Source organism: Borrelia persica No12 (assembly GCF_000500045.1).
In the GTDB taxonomy this organism is placed as follows: domain Bacteria; phylum Spirochaetota; class Spirochaetia; order Borreliales; family Borreliaceae; genus Borrelia; species Borrelia persica.
On record NZ_AYOT01000223.1, the window covers coordinates 55,068 to 75,770 of the forward strand.

General features: G+C 29.6%; 18 protein-coding genes. 12 read left to right on the forward strand and 6 right to left on the reverse strand.

Translation table 11 applies throughout. The features are described from left to right. The first annotated feature begins 7 nt into the window (after positions 1–7). The 6 genes from U881_RS0107910 to U881_RS0107935 all read left to right on the forward strand — a co-directional run bounded on the left by U881_RS0107910 (position 8) and on the right by U881_RS0107935 (position 6,983). On the forward strand, positions 8–1,039 hold the full coding sequence (locus U881_RS0107910) for a BMP family ABC transporter substrate-binding protein (RefSeq protein WP_024653889.1): 1,032 nt from the start codon (positions 8–10) through the stop codon (positions 1,037–1,039). Positions 1,040–1,213: 174 nt separating this feature from the next. After that, positions 1,214–2,293: a BMP family ABC transporter substrate-binding protein gene (locus tag U881_RS0107915; RefSeq protein ID WP_024653890.1), complete on the forward strand. Its 1,080-nt coding sequence runs from the start codon at positions 1,214–1,216 to the stop codon at positions 2,291–2,293. Between the two features lie 62 nt (positions 2,294–2,355). Then, entirely contained in the window at positions 2,356–3,384 is a 1,029-nt protein-coding gene (locus tag U881_RS0107920) for a BMP family ABC transporter substrate-binding protein (RefSeq protein ID WP_024653891.1), read from the forward strand. Between the two features lie 279 nt (positions 3,385–3,663). After that, the gene (locus U881_RS0107925) at positions 3,664–5,088 is read left to right on the forward strand and encodes an MGH1-like glycoside hydrolase domain-containing protein (RefSeq protein WP_024653892.1); all 1,425 of its coding nucleotides are present in this window, start codon (positions 3,664–3,666) and stop codon (positions 5,086–5,088) included. Between the two features lie 52 nt (positions 5,089–5,140). Beyond that, entirely contained in the window at positions 5,141–6,502 is a 1,362-nt protein-coding gene (mgtE, locus tag U881_RS0107930; protein ID WP_024653893.1) for a magnesium transporter, read from the forward strand. 61 nt (positions 6,503–6,563) lie between these two features. After that, complete coding sequence (locus U881_RS0107935; protein ID WP_024653894.1) at positions 6,564–6,983, forward strand: HIT family protein; 420 nt, start codon at positions 6,564–6,566, stop codon at positions 6,981–6,983. A gap of 72 nt (positions 6,984–7,055) precedes the next feature. On the opposite strand, the gene U881_RS0107940 is transcribed toward U881_RS0107935, so the two are convergent. The 4 genes from U881_RS0107940 to U881_RS0107955 are packed head-to-tail and all read right to left on the reverse strand — an operon-like array spanning position 7,056 to position 10,582. Next, complete coding sequence (locus tag U881_RS0107940) at positions 7,056–7,529, reverse strand: S-ribosylhomocysteine lyase (RefSeq protein ID WP_024653895.1); 474 nt, start codon at positions 7,527–7,529, stop codon at positions 7,056–7,058. Beyond that, positions 7,526–8,695, reverse strand: coding sequence for a methionine adenosyltransferase (gene metK, locus U881_RS0107945; RefSeq protein ID WP_024653896.1), 1,170 nt, complete (start codon positions 8,693–8,695; stop codon positions 7,526–7,528). The genes U881_RS0107940 and metK overlap by 4 nt, the downstream gene beginning before the upstream one ends. Positions 8,696–8,711: 16 nt before the next feature. After that, the gene (locus U881_RS0107950; protein ID WP_024653897.1) at positions 8,712–9,425 is read right to left on the reverse strand and encodes a 5'-methylthioadenosine/adenosylhomocysteine nucleosidase; all 714 of its coding nucleotides are present in this window, start codon (positions 9,423–9,425) and stop codon (positions 8,712–8,714) included. An 11-nt stretch (positions 9,426–9,436) separates the two neighbouring features. Beyond that, positions 9,437–10,582 carry an HD-GYP domain-containing protein gene (locus tag U881_RS0107955; RefSeq protein WP_024653898.1) on the reverse strand — a complete coding sequence of 382 codons (1,146 nt, stop codon included), beginning with the start codon at positions 10,580–10,582 and terminating at the stop codon, positions 9,437–9,439. Positions 10,583–10,717: 135 nt separating this feature from the next. Between U881_RS0107955 and U881_RS0107960 the strand changes: the two genes are divergently transcribed. The 6 genes from U881_RS0107960 to U881_RS0107985 are packed head-to-tail and all read left to right on the forward strand — an operon-like array spanning position 10,718 to position 18,938. After that, positions 10,718–11,497, forward strand: a complete 780-nt coding sequence (locus U881_RS0107960) for a hypothetical protein (protein ID WP_024653899.1) — start codon at positions 10,718–10,720, stop codon at positions 11,495–11,497. Further along, positions 11,466–12,998: a glutamate--tRNA ligase gene (gene gltX / locus U881_RS0107965; protein ID WP_152520714.1), complete on the forward strand. Its 1,533-nt coding sequence runs from the start codon at positions 11,466–11,468 to the stop codon at positions 12,996–12,998. The genes U881_RS0107960 and gltX overlap by 32 nt, the downstream gene beginning before the upstream one ends. A 9-nt stretch (positions 12,999–13,007) precedes the next feature. Then, a complete protein-coding gene (locus U881_RS0107970; protein ID WP_024653901.1) occupies positions 13,008–14,345 on the forward strand; it encodes a glycine--tRNA ligase in 1,338 nt (445 codons plus the stop codon). Beyond that, positions 14,342–15,562: a tyrosine--tRNA ligase gene (gene tyrS / locus U881_RS0107975; protein ID WP_024653902.1), complete on the forward strand. Its 1,221-nt coding sequence runs from the start codon at positions 14,342–14,344 to the stop codon at positions 15,560–15,562. Before U881_RS0107970 ends, tyrS begins: the two co-directional genes overlap by 4 nt. Positions 15,563–15,572: 10 nt before the next feature. Next, positions 15,573–17,861 carry an AAA family ATPase gene (locus U881_RS0107980; RefSeq protein WP_024653903.1) on the forward strand — a complete coding sequence of 763 codons (2,289 nt, stop codon included), beginning with the start codon at positions 15,573–15,575 and terminating at the stop codon, positions 17,859–17,861. Positions 17,862–17,885: 24 nt separating this feature from the next. Continuing rightward, positions 17,886–18,938: an NAD(P)H-dependent glycerol-3-phosphate dehydrogenase gene (locus U881_RS0107985; RefSeq protein WP_024653904.1), complete on the forward strand. Its 1,053-nt coding sequence runs from the start codon at positions 17,886–17,888 to the stop codon at positions 18,936–18,938. Positions 18,939–18,958: 20 nt separating this feature from the next. On the opposite strand, the gene U881_RS0107990 is transcribed toward U881_RS0107985, so the two are convergent. Further along, a complete protein-coding gene (locus U881_RS0107990) occupies positions 18,959–19,222 on the reverse strand; it encodes a PTS transporter subunit EIIB (protein ID WP_024653905.1) in 264 nt (87 codons plus the stop codon). A 4-nt stretch (positions 19,223–19,226) separates the two neighbouring features. After that, positions 19,227–20,600, reverse strand: coding sequence for an aminopeptidase (locus U881_RS0107995; protein WP_024653906.1), 1,374 nt, complete (start codon positions 20,598–20,600; stop codon positions 19,227–19,229). Positions 20,601–20,703: the final 103 nt, after the last annotated feature.

Sequence of the window (20,703 nt, forward strand, 5' to 3'; positions counted from 1 at the left end):
TAATTTTATAAATAAATTTGTGTTGTTAATTTTGGTGGTATTAATTTTTTTAGGATGTAGTAAGAAATCATCTATTTTTGATGCTTCAAAAAAACCGGTAATCTCTTTAATAGTTGATGGTACTTTTGATGATAAATCATTTGGTGAAGATGCTTTGAGAGGTGCTAAGATATTAGAAGGGGAATTTGGAGCTGAGATTGTTGGAAAAGCTTCAACAAGTATTACTTATGCTGGTGATCTGGAAAATCTTAAAGATAAAGGTTCTGATATTATTTGGGGAGTTGGTTTTAGGCTTAAAGAGGCTATTGGTCAGTCTGCTATGCTTAATCAAAATGTTCATTATGGGGCTATTGATGTTGTCTATGAAGATGATGCCAATATTCCTGATAATTTGCTTGGTATCTCATTTAAAGTTGAAGAGGCTTCATTTTTGGCCGGGTATCTTGCTGCTAAGACATCTAAAACAGGTAAAGTGGGGTTTTTAGGTGGAATTAATAGTACAGTTATCAATGCATTTAGATATGGGTATGAAGCTGGTGTTAAATATGCAAATAAAGATATTAAATTGGATTCTCAATATTTGGGATCTTTTGTAGATGTCTTCTTAGCTAGGACTATTGCTGTAAAAATGTACAAAGATAATGTTGATATCATCTTTGTAGCAGCAGGGCTTGCAGGTCTTGGTGTCATTGAGATTGTAAAAGAACTTGGAGATGGACATTATATTATTGGAGTTGATCAGGATCAGTCTTATCTTGCTCCTGATTACGTATTGACATCGGTTGTTAAGAATGTTGGAAATTCTATTTATGAGGTAACAAAAAATTATTTAAAAACGAATAATTTTGATGGTGGTAAGGTATTGAAATTGGGACTTAAAGATAATGCTGTTAGCATTGTTAAGAGTAGTGTTAAGATTAAAGATGAACTTCAAACTGAGATTGAAATTATAGAAAAGAAGATAATTGACAATTCTTTTACGGTGCCAAATGATTTTGAAAAATATAATGAATTTTTAAATTCATATCTATTAAATTAATTCTTTTCTTAGGGAGAAGAGGTTTCATTCCATTAATGTTTGATTTCTGATTTGTTTTCATGTGTTGATTAAATTTTAATGCTTATAACTTATTTCTTGTTAATAGTTTATAAGTTTTTATTAAGAAATCGAAAATAATTAAAAAGGTTGTATTATATGAGGAGAGGACAAGCTATGTGTAGAGGCTTATGTTTTATTTTTTTGTTTTTTTTATTATTCATGTCTTGTTTTAATTCAAAAAGTAATTTTTTAAATAGTTCTAATAATATTAATGAGCGTGTAGTTATGGGAATGGTAGCTTTGGGTAATTTTGATGATAATGGATATTTACAAACTTCTTTTGAGGGTGCCGTTCGTGTCAAAGATGAATTTGGAATTAATTTTATTTCCAAAGTTACTACACCTTCTTATTCTGTTGAGGGAGAAAGGATAATGACTGCTGATGAAGTGTTATCAAAAGATGTTTATTCACTACAAAAGGAGGGAGCCAATTTTGTTTGGTTTATTAGTGCTCATTTCTCAGAGCCTGTTATAAGATTTGTTCACGAAAATCCGAATATTTTTTATGGAATTATCGATCCTTTTCATTATGATGATGTTTTAATTTCTAAAAATTTTTTAGCTATTAATTTTAGATCAGAGGAAGGAGCATTTTTGGCTGGATATTTGGCTTCTAAGAAGAGTAAGAGTAATAGGATCGGATTTGTAACAGGTGTTCGTGTAGATTATGTTGAAAGATTTTGGGTTGGATTTAAAGCAGGAGCATTTTATGCAAATCCTAAAACAAGAGTTATTTTAAAGAGAATGTTAGATGATGTTAATGAAGTTTCTGGCAAATTGTTTGCTGAGTATATGTACACTGAAGATGATATTGATGTTATTTTTCCTGTAATGGGTCCTGCTTCACTTGGTATGTTTATAGCTGCAAAGGAACTTGGAGATGGTCATTATATCATTGGGGTTAATAAGGATCAATCACATCTTGCACCTGGTCATGTTATAACTTCTGTAATAAAGGATGTTGGAAAAGCAATATATGAAAATTCGATAGATATTATAAAAGGTCATAAATTTCATGGTGGTAAAGTCATTAGTGTGGGAATTAAGGAAAATTTTATAGATATTGTTAAGGATCCTAGTGTTCTTGATAGTGATTTAATTGATGCTCTTACAAAACTTCAAAATAAAATAATTAATAAGGAAATTATTGTTCCTGTTACTGAACATGAATTTGATCTATTTAAATTAAGATAATAAACTTTAATTATAGATTAGGAATTGCGTTAGATTGACTTTGCTGAAAAAGGGAGATATGTGTGATAAATTTATTTTTAATTTTATGTTTTTTGTATTTTTCGTGTTCTGCTTCTGAAGTTGATGGTGGGACTATTAAAGTTGCTGTCTTACTGGATGGTCTTTTTAATGATGAGTCTTTTAATGAAAGTGCTTGGAATGGCATTCAAAAAGTGAAAAAGGAATTGGGATTAGAGATAATTGTAAAAGAATCCAGTGCAAATTCTTATTTATCTGATTTAAATTTACTTAAAATAAATGGTTCTAATTTTATCTGGTTAATTGGATATAGGTTTAGTGATGTGGCTGTTAGTGTTGCTTTGGAAAATCCAGGAATTAAATATGTGGTTATTGATCCTGTATATAATACTGATTTAAGCATTCCTAAAAATTTGTCGGCCATAACTTTTAGATCAGAGGAAGGAGCATTTTTAGTAGGTTATATTGCTGCTAAAATATCTAATACGGGTAAGATTGGGTTTTTAGGTGGAATGGATGATGTAATTATTAATGCATTTAGGTATGGATACGAGGCTGGTGTTATTTATGCTAATCGTAATATTAGTATTGATAATAGATATATTGGCAGTTTTGTTGATGCTAAGCGTGGAGAGATACTGGCAAATGAGATGTATGTGGGTGGCGTAGACATTATTTATCATGCTTCTGGTTTATCTGGACTTGGGGTTATTGAGGCTGCAAAGAAATTTGGAGATGGACATTATGTTATTGGAGTTGATCAGGATCAGTCGCATCTTGCACCTGAACATGTTATTACATCTTCTATTAAAGATATTGGAAGAATCATAAGTATTCTTATGTCTAATTATTTGAAAACTAGAGCTTTTGAAGGAGGACGATTATTAAATTATGGGTTAAAAGAGGGTTTGATAGATTTTGTTAAAAACCCTAAAAAAATTTCTTTTAAGCTTGAAAAGGAATTAGATGAAATTTCTGAAAAGATCATTAATGGTAAAATTGTGGTTCCAAATAATAAAGATACTTATCATAGATTTCAAAAATATTTTTTAATTAATACGAATTTTGATTGATTATTAAAGAATTTATTTGAATATTTTTACAGTAACCCATCAATTTGGGTGTATGTTTTTAGTGACTAAATTTTTTTGTCTTAAATGTATCAATTTGTTTTTTGCAATTTTAATTATTGTAATTTATTTAACGAGTAGTAACTTGTTTTAATTAGATATTGCTTAACTTTTAATTTATGTTTAACACTAAAATTTTTGGTTTTAAATCTCATTTTATTATTATAATTAATGTATAATAGATAGGAGTCGATTGATATATGTTTTTCAGAGGTTTTAGCATTGAATAAGAGTGTATTTCCCAAAATTTATTATTACGATCAGGATTTTATTGATATTTACAATAAGAGTCTTTCTTGGATTCGAGACAAAATTGTTTTTTCACAATCTTTGGAAAAAGGTAAAAAGGATAAAAACTATTTTTCTGAAAATCTTGAGTTTATAGATCAACTGCAAGCTTGTCTTTCAAGCTTTTTTCTTGTTTACAGTAATGGGGAATATTCTCCCACATCTACTATTGATAAATTTTATGAACTTCAAGAATCGTCTGGTGCAATTAGATCGCGTTATGATCACAATAATAATATTGTTCATTTGGATGGTAATGATGATGGTATTGGATTCCCAATTTTTGCTTGGGTTGAGTATAATTTATATCATAAAACAGGCAATAAAAGGCGTATTTATGATGTTTTGCCAGTTCTTGATAAGTACTATAAATGGATAGAAAAAAAGTTTTTAAAATCAAACGGTCTTTATTCAATTGATGTGAATAAAATTTTTTATAAAAATTCTCCGAGAACTAATGTATGTTATCCTATAGATTTCAATTCATTTCAGGTGCATAGTGCATATTGTATTGCCAAGTTAGCAGATATACTAAATGATAAGAGTTTGTCATTGGAATATAAGAAAAGGTTTTTTTCTCTTAAGGCTAAGATTAATTCGTTGATGTGGGATGAGAGAGATGGTTTTTATTATGATCTAGATAGTAATGAAAATATTATTAGACTTAAGACAATAGTAGGATTTTTGCCACTTCTCTCTGAGATTCCAAGTGAAGATAGAATTGAGAGAATGGTTTTATATCTAAAGAGTCATGAACACTTTGGAACGCCGAATCCTTTTCCTACTCTTTCAGTTAATGAGCCTAACTTTAATTTGGATGGAAATGGGTATTATGGTTCTGTTTATACTTATATGAATTTTTTTGTAATTAAGGGACTTGAATATTGCAGACGTGCAAATATAGCAAGAGAGTTTACCATAAGACATTTGTATTATATCTTAGATACTTTATTACCAGATGGTAAAGTTAAGGGACATGTTTGGGAAGCATATAAGCCAATGAAAGAGGGGCCTGCATATGTTGATATTGAAAAAAAAATTCTTCCAGAAAAAGATGTTATTTGTTATCTTGCGATTTTTAGTATTAGCCTTATGATAGAAAATATTATTGGACTTACAATTAGTTTGCCAGATAAGACGGTTTATTGGAATATTCCTGCTCTTGAAGTTATGGGAATAGAGAGTTTGTCACTTAAGAAAAATCAGACCACAATTATATGTAATAAGGGAAAGAGAGGATGGGAGATCAAAATGGAATCTGAAAAGCTTTATTACTTTACAATAAACATATTAAACAAAAAGGAGAAGACTCTACCTATACCTTCAGGTAGATGTTCAATGCTTTTAGATAAACTTTAATTAATAGGTTAGGTAAACATTTACTTTAAATTGAAATCTTGGAGATATTGATATGATCGATGTTGTATTTTTAAAAACCTTGCTTAAAGAAAAGAAATATTCTGATATAAAGGAAGAGCTTTTAAAATACGATGCTTTTGATATTAGTGAAGCTTTAAAAGAGCTTAGTGGTTCTGATTTGATTTTAATTTATAGGTTTCTTCCCAAAAAAGTTGCCGTTGAGGCTTTTTCTAATTTTGATCAGGTTACAAAAAATAAATTGGCCAATTCTTTTACAAATAGAGAAATCAGAGAAATGGTGGATGAATTAAATCTTGATGATGTGATTGATCTCTTAGAAGAAGTACCGGCAAATGTTGTACAAAGATTTTTGGCAAGTTCTACTGAAGAGAATAGAGAGATCATTAATAAGTTTTTATCTTATAGTGATGATTCTGCTGGTTCAATTGTAACTATAGAATATATTGAGCTTAAAGATCATTTTCGTGTTAGAGAAGCTCTTGATTATATTAGAAAGGTTGCAAAAACCAAAGAAGATATTTATACCTACTATATTACAGATGAAGAGAAACGATTAAAGGGTGTTGTTAAGATTGAAGATTTGATGTTATCTAGTGATGATGTTGTTATTTCTGCAATAATGAAAAATAGTGGATTTTATATTGTAAAAGTTAGTGATGAAAAAGAAGATGTTGCTCTTCTTTTTCAAAATCATGATATCTCCAGTGTTCCTGTTGTTGATAATGAGGGGCGAATGATAGGAGTCATTATTATTGATGATATGCTTGAAGTAATTCAAAATTTAAATACCGAAGATTTTCAAATAATGGCTGCGGTTACGCCTTTGGGTAAATCTTATCTTGATACTTCTATTTTTGATATGACAAAAAATAGGATAATTTGGCTTTTAGTTCTTATGATATCTTCTACTCTTACTGCTACTATAATTACTAATTATCAAAATTTAGTTTTATCTTTAGTTATTCTAACTAGTTTTATTCCGCTCTTAATGGATACTTCTGGTAATGCTGGTTCTCAAGCATCTGTATTAATTATTCGTGAGCTTGCTCTTGGAACTCTTAAGGTAAGGGATTTTTTTAAAGTGTTATTTAAGGAAATATGTGTAAGTGTTTTAGTTGGTTTGATTCTTGCTAGTATTAATTTTTTAAGAATTGTATTTTTTGTAATTCCTGAACATAATGAAAGATTTAGAATAGCTTTTGTTGTCTCTGCATGTTTGATGATTGGTTTGATGGTGGCAAAAATATTGGGAGGTCTGTTGCCTATTTTAGCTAAGCTTGTAAAAATCGATCCGGCTTTGATGGCTGGGCCTTTAATTACTACTGTTGCCGATGTTGTGACCTTAATTGCTTATTTTAATATAGCAAAATTGGTATTGGCAAATCATTTTTAATAATAATTTTTAATAGTAATAGTTTAATGATCATTAAAATAAAATTAATTTGGAGGCAATTTTGAGTGATTGTATTTTTTGTAAAATAGTAAAAAATGAAGTGTCATGTTATAAGGTTTATGAGGACAATTTAATACTTGCTTTTCTTGATATTAATCCTTTAAATATTGGACATACTCTTGTTATTCCAAAACAACATAGCAATGATGCTTTGGATATGAGTGATGAAATTAATGGACGAATATTAGGAGTTTGTAAAAAAATAGCATGCTCTTTAAAAAAATTGGATTTAAGTATTTGTCAGGGAATTAATATTTACAGTGCTATTGGTTCTGATGCAGGACAAGTGATTTTTCATACTCATTTTCATGTAATTCCAAGATTTCAGGGTGATAATTTAGGTTTTAAAAGAAATAGCAGTATTGAGCTTTCAGGAGATGAATTTTTAGATTTGTCCAAAAAAATAGTTCAGAATATTTAAAATATTTTGTCATGTACTATGAGTTTTATAAATGATATGGCATTGTTGTTATAACATTAATGTTAAAATGTATTAAGGATAAATTAGATTTTCCTTTTTGATGTTTTCTAGTGTTTCTAAATACTTATTAGATTCATATTTTGCCATGTTTAAGTTGTGATCTTGGTAATTGCCACATTCTTTTTCAGTTGCACCTGTGACATTTCCTTGAAAACTTACTATTTCATGAAAAAGCCAAGATATTAAATCAATTAAATCTTTGCTTTCATAATCACCAAAAAGTATTAGATAAAAGCCAGTTCTACAACCCATTGGTCCAAAGTATATTATTTTATCTCCCCATACTTTATTGTTTCTCAGTAGCGTTGCTCCTATGTGTTCAATTGTATGAATTTCTGCATTGTTCATTACGGGTTCTTTATTGGGGGCTTTCATTCTAATATCTATGGTAGTTAGTGTTAAATTTTCAAATACATCTTTTCTTGAGATATATATGCCAGGTTGTAATTTTGTGTGGTCAATTGTAAAACTTGATATTTTATTCATATTTTGAACTCCTTTTTTATTATGTCTACGAAATCTAATTTTTCCCATTCTAACTCATTCTTTCCAAAATGTCCGTATGTGCATGTTTTAGAGTATATGGGTTCTCTTAAATTTAATTTTTTAATTATTCCACTAGGAGTTAGGTCAAAGTTATTTATTATAAAATCTAATATTTTCTTTTCATATTCATTATCATTAATTCCTGTAGTTATTTTAATAGATATTGGATTAGAGATTCCAATGGCATATGCAAGTTGCATTTCAAATTCTCGAGAAATACCTGCTGCTACCATGTTTTTGGCGATATATCTTGCCATATAAGCTGCTGATCTGTCAACCTTAGTAGCGTCTTTGCCGCTGTAAGCACCACCACCGTGTCTTGCAAATCCGCCATAGCTATCAGCAATAATTTTTCTTCCTGTAAGGCCCGTATCTCCAGTAGGGCCACCTATTACGAAATTGCCTGAAGGGTTGATATAATATTTGATATTAGTATCAAACATTGATCTGCTCTTTAAAACAGGTTTTATAATCTTTTCAACAATCGTCTGCTTTAAAAAATCGTAAGGAATGTCAGGATCATGTTGATGAGATACAACAATGTTATTGACTTTGATGGGATTTTTATTAGAGTCATATTCAATGGTTACTTGGGATTTTGCATCCGGTCGTAACCATTTAATTTCTTCTGATTTTCTAAGTTTACTTGCTTCTTTTAATATTAAATTAGACAATTCGTATGCTATGGGTAAAAAATTTTCAGTCTCATTGCATGCATAACCAAAAATTATCCCTTGATCCCCCGCTCCTATATCCTTTGTATTTTTTTTCTCGACTGCATTTGTAATATCAACTGATTGAGAACCAATAGCATCAATGATTGTGGCAGATTTGTAGTCAAGTCCATATTCGATATTTGTGTATCCAATATTTTTTATTGTTTGTTTTGCAATTTCTTTGATATCGATATCTTTTTTTGCTTTACTATTTATTTCGCCTGCTATGACTATTAAATTTTGTGATACTAAAGTTTCGCATGCTACTTTTGCCATTTTGTCTTTTTTAAGCATTTCATCAAGTATAGCATCAGAAATTTGATCGGCAATTTTATCAGGATGTCCTTCAGATACGGCTTCAGATGTTGATGTTAAATTGTTATTATTCATATTATTACCTTACATATTATATGCACTTAATTAGTTCTTTTACCATTTTAGCTGAATTTATTGATGCATTTTGTAGGAATTTATTGAAATCCATGTGATTATTTTTGTTGCTTGGAAAGTCAGATATTGCACGAGTGACAATAAATGGTATGTTGAATGTGTGTGCTACTTGGGCAATTGCTGCACCTTCCATTTCTACGGCCAAAGCATCTATAAAGTCATTTTTAATTTTTGCTAATTGTTGTTCATCTTCAATAAATTGATCTCCTGTAAGTATTAAACCAATATGTACATTAATATTTGTAAGCTTGTCTTTGATAATATTGACAACGCTTTTAAGTAAGGTTTCATCTGACTTGAATTTTTGTGGGAAGCCTGGTACTTGTCCTATTTTATGGCCAAATTGAGTCAAGTTGAAATCATGAAATGCTGTTTGTGATGATACTATGATATCTGATATTTTAATATTTGGAGATTCTTGCAGTCCTCCAGCAGTTCCTGAGTTGATTATGTGGGTAATTTTGTATTTTGCTATAATATAGCTATTCCACATGGTGGCGTTTACTTTTCCAATGCCGGTAGTTAAAGATATTATTTCTCGTCCTTCAATTTTTCCTTTATAAATTTTCTTCTTACCTATGTAATCATCTACTATAATTTCTTCTTTGTTTTCAATAATCTTATGTATTTCTCTTGCTTCTTCATCCATTGCAGATGTTATTAAAATCATGTTTTTCTCCTTTATATTTCTTTTAAACCATATTTTTTTATAATAAGTTCTATTTCATCTTGTCTTAGTATTTTTTTTATTCCCGTTTCTGTTTTGGGTATGGATTTAACATAGTTTTGATTGTCATCAGGAGGTATGATTTTTCCATCTTTGATTATGTATTTTATGTATGGAACATTAATATTAATTTCGTTAATTTTAATGATTTTAGCAATTGAATTGTCGTTAAGTTCGACTATGAAATCTAGGGGACATTGAGATAAAACTTTAATTATTAATTTTAAAACCCGTTTATCAAATTTTTTGTCAGCATCTTGTATGAGTTCAATAAGAGATGCACCAGAGCTTGAGGCGCTTTTATATATCCTATCTAAAAGGATTGCACTATATGCACTGGCAGTACCTATTATATTGGCTTCAATGTTAATTTGTTCGCTTTTAAGTTTATTGGGGTATCCTGATCCATCTAAATTTTCTTTATGTGTGAGTATTGCTAAACAGATAGATCGTGAAAAATTAGTGGTTGAAATTATTTTATGACTAAGTACGGGATATTTTTTTATTATTTCAAATTCTTTGTCACTTAGTTTTTCTTTCTTTTCACTTATGCTTGCTGGTATAAATAAAAAACCTATTTTATGGAGTAAAGCTGTTGTACAAAGCTCAACTGTTTTATGATTATTTAAATTCATTTCATTGCCAAGTGCTACAGTTAGTATTGCAGTATTGATTGAATGAACAATATGATAATCAGATAGGAGCTTAGGTATTTTCATATATTTGATAAATGTTTGTTGGGTTTTTTTGTAAAATTCCATTACTTTTTTTACAATGGGAATGACATCTTGATAATAAATTTTTTTATTTTTTTTGCAGGTTTCGTATATTTCTTCTAAATTGCTTATTAGTATATGATAATTGGCAATGCATTCTTCATCGTATTCTTCATTAGTTTTGATAAATTTTTTTGTTTCCTGCATTGATGATTCATTAAAGAAATTTCTTTCTGTTTTGAGTATATTTTTAAGTCCCCATTTTTCAATAAGTTCAGTGTTGATAGGTTGTAATAATGAATTTCTAGGCCATACTAGAAAATCTTTTTCTAGTATGTATGAGAAATTTTTTACGTCTTTTGCCAGATTGTCAAAGATTTGCATTTGTCTCCTTAAGCGTAAGATTTAATAATAAATATGTAAAGCACATTATTTATTAATTTTCTTATCTATTTAGTATAATAGTACTACATGTATACGTAATTTTAAAATTGAACTTCATTATAAGAGATTTTTTTGATGGTTGACAGAATACTTTTTATATTTAATGTTGTGTTTTTTTGTGCTTTTTTGTTTTTTCTTTATTTATTAGGAATTTTTAATTTTTTTAATCTTGTAGATTTTATTATTTTAAATAGATACTTTATTGCAACTTTTATTGTGTCTGTATGTGTTTTTAATCTTGTTTATTCTAAGTTTTTGTATTCAAGATTATATTCTATATTCAATAGTGTAGATAATACTTATACTTTTTTAAGACTTAAAGTAATTCGCAAGACACTTAAGAGTGTATTTGATATTTCTCTTCTTTTGAAAATTACTTTAATAAAGCAAGATAAAAAAAGTTTTGATGATATCTATCTTTATTTAAAAGATACTAAATTGAGTAGTAAGACAATAATAGAACTTTATGCTATGTGTGTTAGTTTTAGGGAACAAGAAAAAGCTTATAGTTTGATTATGAATCATGTACATAGTAAGAACAAATGGGTAAGATATTGCGTTGCACTGCATGCTATTGTTGATGAAGAGTATGAAAAATTGCGTAATGAAATAGATTTTTTAAAAAAATACCTTTTAAAAAGAGATTCTATTTTTAAAATTTATTTTTATTATCTTATTAAGAAATCAAATTTAGGGCATCATTTAATTGAAGAGAAACGACTTGAAATTAGAAATAAATATTTTAAACGTAAAGATAGACTTAATATTGAACATACAAAATTACTTGGTTCAAGTTTGTTTTTTATAGTTTTCTATTATATTTATGATATTTCAAAAAAGGACATTTTTTATTAAAAGAGGTTATGTTTTGAATGTAAGAGTTAGATATGCACCTTCTCCGACTGGCTTGCAACATATTGGGGGAATTAGAACAGCTTTATTTAATTATTTTTTTGCTAAGTCTTGTAATGGGAAGTTTTTGGTTAGAGTAGAGGATACTGACCAGACTAGATATTACAGGGAGGCAGAGGAAGATTTATATCAAAGTTTAGCGTGGCTTGGTATTGATTTTGATGAAGGTCCTATTTGTGGAGGTCCTTATGCTCCTTATGTTCAGTCGCAAAGGACTGCAATGTATCAAAAATATGCTAAAGAGTTGATTGAATCGGGCAATGCTTATTATTGTTATTGTTCTCCTGATCGATTAGAGAGAATCAGAAAAATTCAAACCATTAATAAGATGGCACCAGGTTATGATAGACATTGTAGGAATTTAAGCGAAAGTGAAATTAAAGATGCTTTGCGTTTAGGAATTAATCCCGTTATTAGATTTAAAATTCCTTTTGATGGCGAGACTTCTTTTAATGATATTTTGCTTGATAAAATTACATGGGCAAATAAAGATATTAGTCCTGATCCTGTGATTTTAAAATCTGATGGGCTTCCAACTTATCATCTTGCAAATGTTGTTGATGATCATTTAATGGAAATTTCACATGTACTTAGAGCTCAAGAATGGGTTTCTTCAGGGCCTTTGCATGTGCTTCTTTATAATGCTTTTGGATGGAATCCCCCTATTTATTGTCATCTTCCAATGGTAATGGGAAGTGATGGACAAAAATTGAGTAAGAGACATGGTGCTACTGCTTTAAAGCAATTTATTGATGATGGATATCTTCCTGAGGCTATTATTAATTATATTACCTTGCTTGGTTGGTCTTATGATGATAAGAGTGAGTTTTTTACAAAAGATGAACTTAAAAAATTGTTTTCTATTGATAGGATCAATAAATCATCCGCAGTTTTTGATTATAATAAATTGGATTTTTTTAATAGTCATTACATTAGAGAAAAGGAAGATCATGACTTAGCCGAACTCTTAATTCCTTTTTTGCAAAAAGCAGGTTATATTAAAGAGAATATAAGTACTTGTGACAGACAAGAATTGATGCTTTTAATTCCGCTAATAAAGCCAAGGATTAGAAAACTTAGTGAAGCTGTGGGGATGCTTAGATTTTTTTATGAAAATATTGAAACTTGGAATTTAGATGAGTTTTTGGGTAAGAAAAAAACAGCGGATGATATCTATTTATTATTAGAAAAAATTAAGCCAATATTAGAAGGATTTGAAACGAGAATATTGTCTGAAAATGAACAAATTTTTTATGATTTTGCTAGAGAGAATAATTTGAAGATAGGAGAGGTTCTTCTGCCAATTAGAATTGCAGTTCTTGGAAGTAAGGTATCACCACCTCTTTTTGATTCTTTGAAATTACTTGGCGAAGTTAAGGTTTTTGATAGAATAAATCAAGCACAGCAGTTTTTAAAAAATATTAATTGTAAACTAAGTTTGTAGGATGTTTATATGAATAAAATGGAAGATATTATTTCACTTGCTAAGAGGAAAGGTTTTGTATTCCAATCTTCAGAAGTTTATGGGGGTCTATCAGGTGTTTGGGATTATGGGCCTTTAGGTATTGAAATTAAGAAAAACATACAAGAAGAGTGGTGGAAAAGCATGGTTTACCTGCATGAAAATGTTGTGGGATTAGATAGTACTATATTGATGAGACCTGAAGTTTGGAAAGCCTCAGGACATGTTGATAATTTTGTGGAATTATTGGTTGACTGTAAAAATTGTAAAAGTAGATTTAGGACAGATTTGATTGATTTATCTAAGGAATGTCCCAAGTGTGGTTCTATGGGAACTTTTACTGCGCCACGAAGTTTTAATTTGATGTTTAAGACTAATATTGGAGCTGTTGAAGATAGTCTTAGTGAAATTTATTTAAGGCCAGAGACTGCTCAGGGTATTTTTGTTAATTTTCGTAATGTATTAGATTCTACAAGACTTAAGATTCCGTTTGGAATAGCGCAGGTTGGTAAGGCATTTAGGAATGAGATAATAGCAAAAAATTTTATATTTAGAGTTTGTGAATTTGAGCAGATGGAAATGCAGTTTTTTTTACATCCAGATCAGATGGATGAGTGGTATTTATATTGGCAACACAAGCGAATGCATTTTTTTACAGATATTCTTGGAATAAAATTTGATAATCTTAGACTTAAAGCTCATGATCATAATGAGCTTGCTCATTATGCTAAATCTGCAATTGATATTGAATATCAATTTCCATTTGGTTTTCAAGAAATTGAGGGAATTCATAATAGGGGTGATTATGATTTAAATCAGCATGCTAAATTTTGTGGTAAGCCTAAGTTGTTTGAATATCATGATTTGGTAACTGGTGATAGGTATGTTCCTTATGTAATTGAGACTTCTCTTGGGCTTACAAGAAGTGTATTGATGACTCTTTGTGATGCTTATTCTAATGAAGAACTTGATGGAGGAGATAGACGAATAGTTTTACGTTTGCATCCTAAAATTGCTCCTTATAAGGTTGCAATACTTCCTTTAGTAAAGAAAGATGGATTACCTGAACTTGCTAGAAAGGTATTTATGCAATTTCGTGATGATTTTTACATGATTTATGATGAGAATGGTACAATAGGTAAACGTTATAGACGCCAAGATGAAATTGGTACACCTTATTGTGTAACAATCGATTATGATACCATTAAAAATGGAACTGCAACTTTAAGGGATCGAGATACTATGACTCAAACAAGGATTCCTGTTGATGAATTGTATTCATATATTAAAACCGAAATCCTAAATTACAGGGGAGTTTCAAATAGATGAATATTGCCCTAAAAGTTTTAGCAAAGAGAGGGTTTTTAAAACAGTGTACCAATTTGGAAGCTTTAAGTACATTGATGGATAGAGAGAAGATAGTTTTTTATGTTGGGGTTGATGCTACTTCTACTTCTTTGCATATTGGACACTTGATTCCTTTTATGGCAATGGTGCACCTCCAAAAACAAGGTCATATTCCAATTGCTTTAATTGGTGGTGGAACTACAAAAATAGGAGATCCTTCGGGTAAGGATTCAATGCGTAAGATTTTGTCAAAAGAAGATATAGATGAAAATGTTAAGACAATAAGTTCTCAGTTATTTAGAATAATAGATTTTGGTGGTGGTGGAAGTATTCTTAATAATGCCGAGTGGCTTGATAATATTAATTATATTGAGTTTTTAAGAGAGATTGGTATTTACTTTTCTGTTAATCGTATGTTAAGTTTTGAAACTTACAAAAGAAGATTTAAAGATGGTCTTTCATTTATTGAGTTTAATTACCAGCTTTTACAGTCGTACGATTTTTATATGTTAAGTTGTATGAAAAATTGTAAATTGCAGATTGGGGGTGATGATCAGTGGGGAAATATTGTCTCAGGTGTTGATTTAGTTAAGAAAAAGTTGGGAACAGAGGTTTTTGGACTTACATTGCCACTTATTACAAGAAGTGATGGTAAGAAGATGGGTAAATCAGAAAAAGGGGCTGTTTATCTTGATTCAAAACTTTATAGTGTTTATGATTTTTATCAATATTTTAGAAATATTCCAGACTTGGATGTTAAGAAATTTTTATATTTATTTACTTTTTTAGAAGATGAAGAGATTGAACGTATATCAAGTTTTAAGGGGCATTTATTAAATGATGCAAAAGAAATTTTGGCATTTCAGATAACGAAGATTGTTCATGGTAAAGATGAGGCTTTAAAAGCATCCTCAGCAGCTAATGCGGCATTTAAAGGAGGTACAGGAAGAGTTGATATTCCTTTCTTTAAATTGCCATTGACTAACTTAGAAGGTGGTATTTTATTAATTGACTTGATGTTTTTATCAAAAATTGTGTCTAGTAAATCAGAGGCTAGGCGACTTATTGATTCTGGTGGAGTTTATATAGATAAGGTAAGGGTATTAGATCAAAGTTGTTACCTTAGTAAGAATGATTTTATCAATGGTGAAATTGAACTTAGAATTGGCAAGAAAAAGATTCTGAGAATTATTTTGTAGTTGGTGTTTCATGTATGACAGAAGAGCTTTAAATAATTTATTTTTTAAATCATTTCTGTTTTTTGTGGAACGTAAACATCTTTTTTTTACTGAAGAACATATTTTTTATAGCTTAATTAGTGGTGAGGAAATTAAAGAGTTACTTAGTTTGTGTGCACTTGATTTTTATAGTTTTAATAAAGTTTTAGAAGAGTTTTTTAAACGACTTCCTATAAGAAATTCTGGGCTTCATGATCATCTTTTTACAATGAATGATCTATATCAAGAAATAATCGATACAATTTTTTATTATAAAAAACCTTATAGATTACAAGAAAAAGATTTGTTATGGGTATTAATTAGGAAAAGAAAAAACACAATTTTAGATACTTTATTAAAGTCGGGCTTTAATTTGACTATCTTTGATAAGATAATGGAAGTTTATGACTACTTAGGTTCAAACTTGGATTTAAACTTTTTTGAAAATGATAGATTTGTTACAAATGATCTTTTTAATAAGGATATAGATAAGTATGGAGGTTTAAATATTTTTGAAGAAGATTATTGTAAATTAGAACAAGATGATGACTCATTGAATGATAACAATTTAGTTGATGATTTTTTAGTTAATGTTATTGATACTTTGGATCCAAATTTAGATGCAAATCCTTTGATTGGTCGTAAAAAAGAATTGTATACATTGATTCAAATAATGCTTCGTAAACATAAAAGTAATCCAATTGTATTTGGAGAGCCTGGAGTTGGAAAGACAATATTGCTTCAAGGACTTGCTTATATGATACGAGAAGGTCAGGTGCCTCAGGAATTGGTAAATTGTGAGGTTTATTCTCTTGATATTGGTAGGCTTATATCTGGGACTAGATATAGGGGAGATCTTGAAGATAGAGTTAATAAACTTTTAGATTTCTTGTATGTTAAGAAAAAAGTAATTCTTTTTATAGATGAGATTCATATGATAGTTGGTGCTGGTGCCACATCTTTTAGTAATATAGACGTTTCAAATTTATTGAAACCTATCTTGACTTTGGGGAAAGTAAAATTTATTGGAGCTACTACCAAAAAGGAATATAAAAAGTTTTTTTTAAAAGATAAAGCTTTGATAAGAAGATTTCATAGCATAGAACTTAGAGAACCAAGTTTAGAAGATACGTATCATATTTTAAAAGGTTCTAAGGAGAAATATGAAAGGCATCATGGTGTTGAGTATACAGATGAAGCTATATGGCTTGCAGTTACTATGTCTAAGTATATTAAAGATAGAGCCTTGCCCGATAAAGCTTTTGATCTCTTAGATGGTCTTGGTGCTAAATTTAAACTTGAAGATAATAGAAAAATTATAACGGGTGATGATGTTAGAGATTTTGTCAAGTCTATGATTGGGACTAATATTTTTAATTTTGATGATTATGATCAAAACTCACTTATGAATTTAGAGCATAAAATAAGGACAAGTATGATAATTGATGAGGATATTTTATCTGCATTGATTTTACATATCAAACTTTTAAGAATTAAGTTTTTCTTTAAAAATAATACTCTTGGTATGTTTATTTTAGTTGGTCCTTCTGATGTAGATAAGAATAAACTTGCGTGTATTTTATCAGAAGAACTTAATATTCCTAAATTGACTTTGGGAATGAGTGAATATGGTGATTTTGATGGTATTAATCGACTTATAGGACCAATATATGGTTCTGAATCTTATGATGAACCTACTAAATTTTTTAAATTTCTAAATAAGTCTTTAAGTTCAATTATTGTTTTGTCGGATTTTGATAAATCTTCTAAGAGAGTTATAGATTTTTTTTTTGAAGGGTTCAATACTGGTAGGCTTTTTGATAGTCTTGGTAGAAGTGTAAGTTTGGCACACAGCATAGTAATAATTGATATTAATATAGAATATAGAGAGCTTGATAGCATTGGATTTAAAAATGAAATAGTTGACAGCAAAAGTTTATTAGAAAAACGTTTTTCTACTCAGTTTTTGGATCTTGTAGATCATGTTTTTTTCTTTAGGCCTGTTAGTGAGGATGATTTTAAAAAAGTTATTCTTGAAGAAATGAATAATTTTGTTAAAATGCTAAAACATGAAAAAGTTGATCTTTTTTTTGAAGAAGAAGTTATATTGTATTTTCAAAGAAAAATCTATGAAAATGGGCTTGGTATTAAGAGTGTGCGTAAAATTGTAATTAAAGAGATTGGGAGTTTATTAGTTAATGATTTGATTCTAAAAAAATTTAAAGAAAATGCTAAGATCAGGATTTTTCTAGACGAGACAATAAAATATGAGTTATTATAGTTTTATGGTTATAAGGAGGTATGTATGAAAATATCCATAGTGGGAGCAGGAGCTTGGGGTACTGCGGTTGCTAGAGTTTTAGCGGATAAGTTTAAGGATACTGTTTTAATATGGTCTTTTGAAGAGGATGTTAAAGAAAGTATTAATAATAATCATGAAAATACTAAGTATTTAAAAGGTATTAAATTGCCAGATAATTTGGTTGCAAATTGTGATTTAATTGATGTTGCAAAAAAATCTGATTATATTTTTGTTGCAACACCTTCTATTTATACTTTAGATGTATTTAGCAAACTGAAGCATGTGTGTAGTATTAATAGGTTCAAATTGGCAGTACTTACAAAAGGCTTTATAACAATTGATAATAAGCCTTGTCCTATTATAGAAGTTGCAGAGAGTGTTTTAAGCGAATATAAGGGTAAAATCACTTATATTGCAGGACCAAGTCATGCTGAGGAAGTTGGACTTGGGGTTATTACGGGGCTTGTTGCTGCTAGTGAAAATAGAGACAATGCTTTTGAATTTATTAATTTATTTAGTGGTACTTGTATTTCGATGTTTTATAGTGATGACATTCTTGGTGTTCAAATAGCATCGGCTTTGAAAAATATATTTGCAATTGCATTTGGAATTTTGGATGAATTGAAGATTGAAAATCCTAATTTAATAGGTCAAAATACAGAATCTTTCTTATTTTCAGTTGCTTTAAATGATATGAAGGATATTGCACTTAAGCTTGGAGCTTGCAATGAGGGAACATTTTTATTTTTAGCTGGTTCTGGAGATTTAGATGTTACATGTAGAAGTATTTTTGGTAGAAACAGACGGTTTGGTCGTGAAATTGTTAGTAAAAATATTTTGGAGTGCTTTAGGGATGTGGATGATCTAATTAATAACATTAATAAAATTGGTTATTTGCCTGAAGGGATAATTGCTGCTAGAGAAATTGCTTTGCTTTCTAATTTTTTAGGCATTAGTTCGGATTATCAAAATTTGGTAAATGTGGTGTATAAAATTTTAAATAAAAAGTTACAACCGGAAGCAGTTGTTGATTATATCAAAAGTTTTAAAGTTTAGAGCCCAATTATTTGGGCTTATTATTTTTTGTTGTTTAGCATATACATTATGTTATTGTAAACATCATCAATGATTTCCGAATTCATTACAATTTCTGTAACTTCATTAGATTTAATTGCTCCTATGATATTTTTGTTTTCTGTTAGGTTTTTTCTATTAACTAAAGAATTACTGTCAACCAATATTTTTATTCTAGTTAGATCTTTAACTACCTGTTTGATATTTGCAGTTCCTCCAAAACATTCTAAAATGTGTTCTGCTATTTTTGTTGTTTTTTGATTCATTTTATCATCCTTTAAAGAACGCTTTATAGGCCATATAAGAAGTATATACGTCGAATTTAGATGTTATTTCAAATGGTGAGTGCATGCTAATAACACCAGGTCCCATATCTATTGTTCTAATTCCATAATGTGCTAAGAATTTTGCGACAGTTCCTCCCCCACCTTCGTCTACTTTTCCAAGTGTAGCTATTTGCCAAGCTATGTTATTTTCATCTAATAAATTTCTAATATAAGCTACAAGTTCAGCATCAGCATCACTTGCCATAATTTTACCTCCATGACCTGTATATTTTATTATAGGTATTCCATATCCTAGCTTTGGTGCGTTTTGTTCATCATGAACCTTAAATAGTGGATTTATTGCAGCGCAAACATCTGCAGATATGCTTTTTGAGTTCCATAATACTTTATGTACAAGAAGGTTATTATATGCTCCTTTTTCAAGTTTTGCTACTATGTCTGATACGAAATATGAAAGATATGTTGATTGCAAACCAGTTGATCCAGTTGAACCAATCTCTTCTTTATCTACTAAAAAGCATACAGCAGTTTTCTTTGGTGTTTCTTCTAAGTTTAGGATGGCTTTTAATGATGTGTATGCACAAACTCTATCGTCTTGTCCATAAGCTCCAATTAGTGCTCTGTCAAATCCTACATCTTTTGCTTCTCCTGCTGGTACTATTTCTATTTCTGCTGAGGTAAAGTCTTCTTCTTCTATATTGTATTTTTCTTTTATTAATTTAAGAGTTGCAAATTTTACTTTTTCTTTTTCTTTATTTTCAATAGGTAGACTTCCAATTATGATCTTTAGATTTTCTCCTTCAATGATCTCATCAGCTTTTTTGTCTCTTTGTACTTTTCTGTCAAGATGTGGTAGAATGTCGGGAATTACAAATACGGGATCGTCATTATTGTCGCCAATGTTAATTTCGACTTGAGTTTCATTTTTTAAACATATTATTCCCCTGATTGATAATGGAATAGAGAGCCATTGATATTTTTTAATGCCACCATAATAATTTGTTTTCATAATTGTAAGTTCATTTTCTTGGGTAATTGGTGATGGTTTGGCATCAAGTCTTGGGGAATCTGTGTGTGAAACAATAAAATGGATTCCATTTTCAATTGGTTCTTCTCCTATAAATACAAGAGCAACATTTTTGTTACGACATGTGTATAAAATTTTATCTCCAGCTTGAAGTCCTTGTTTTTGGGAAGCGCAGATAAAACCTTTTTCTTTTGCCTTTTGTATGGCATACTTGGTAGCTTCTCGTTCGGTTTTTACTGTACTTAAGAAGTTTTTGTATTTTTGAGCAAATTTGAAGATATTATTTTTCTTTTCTTCGTCTAAAGAAAGCCAAGGATTTTGTTTGGTCATAAGCTTTTTCCTCCTAATTACTTATTATAACATTCTAACATTTGTAAATTTATTTTGATTTAATTGTGTTGTCATACGAATGACATTTTGTGATGCAATTTGA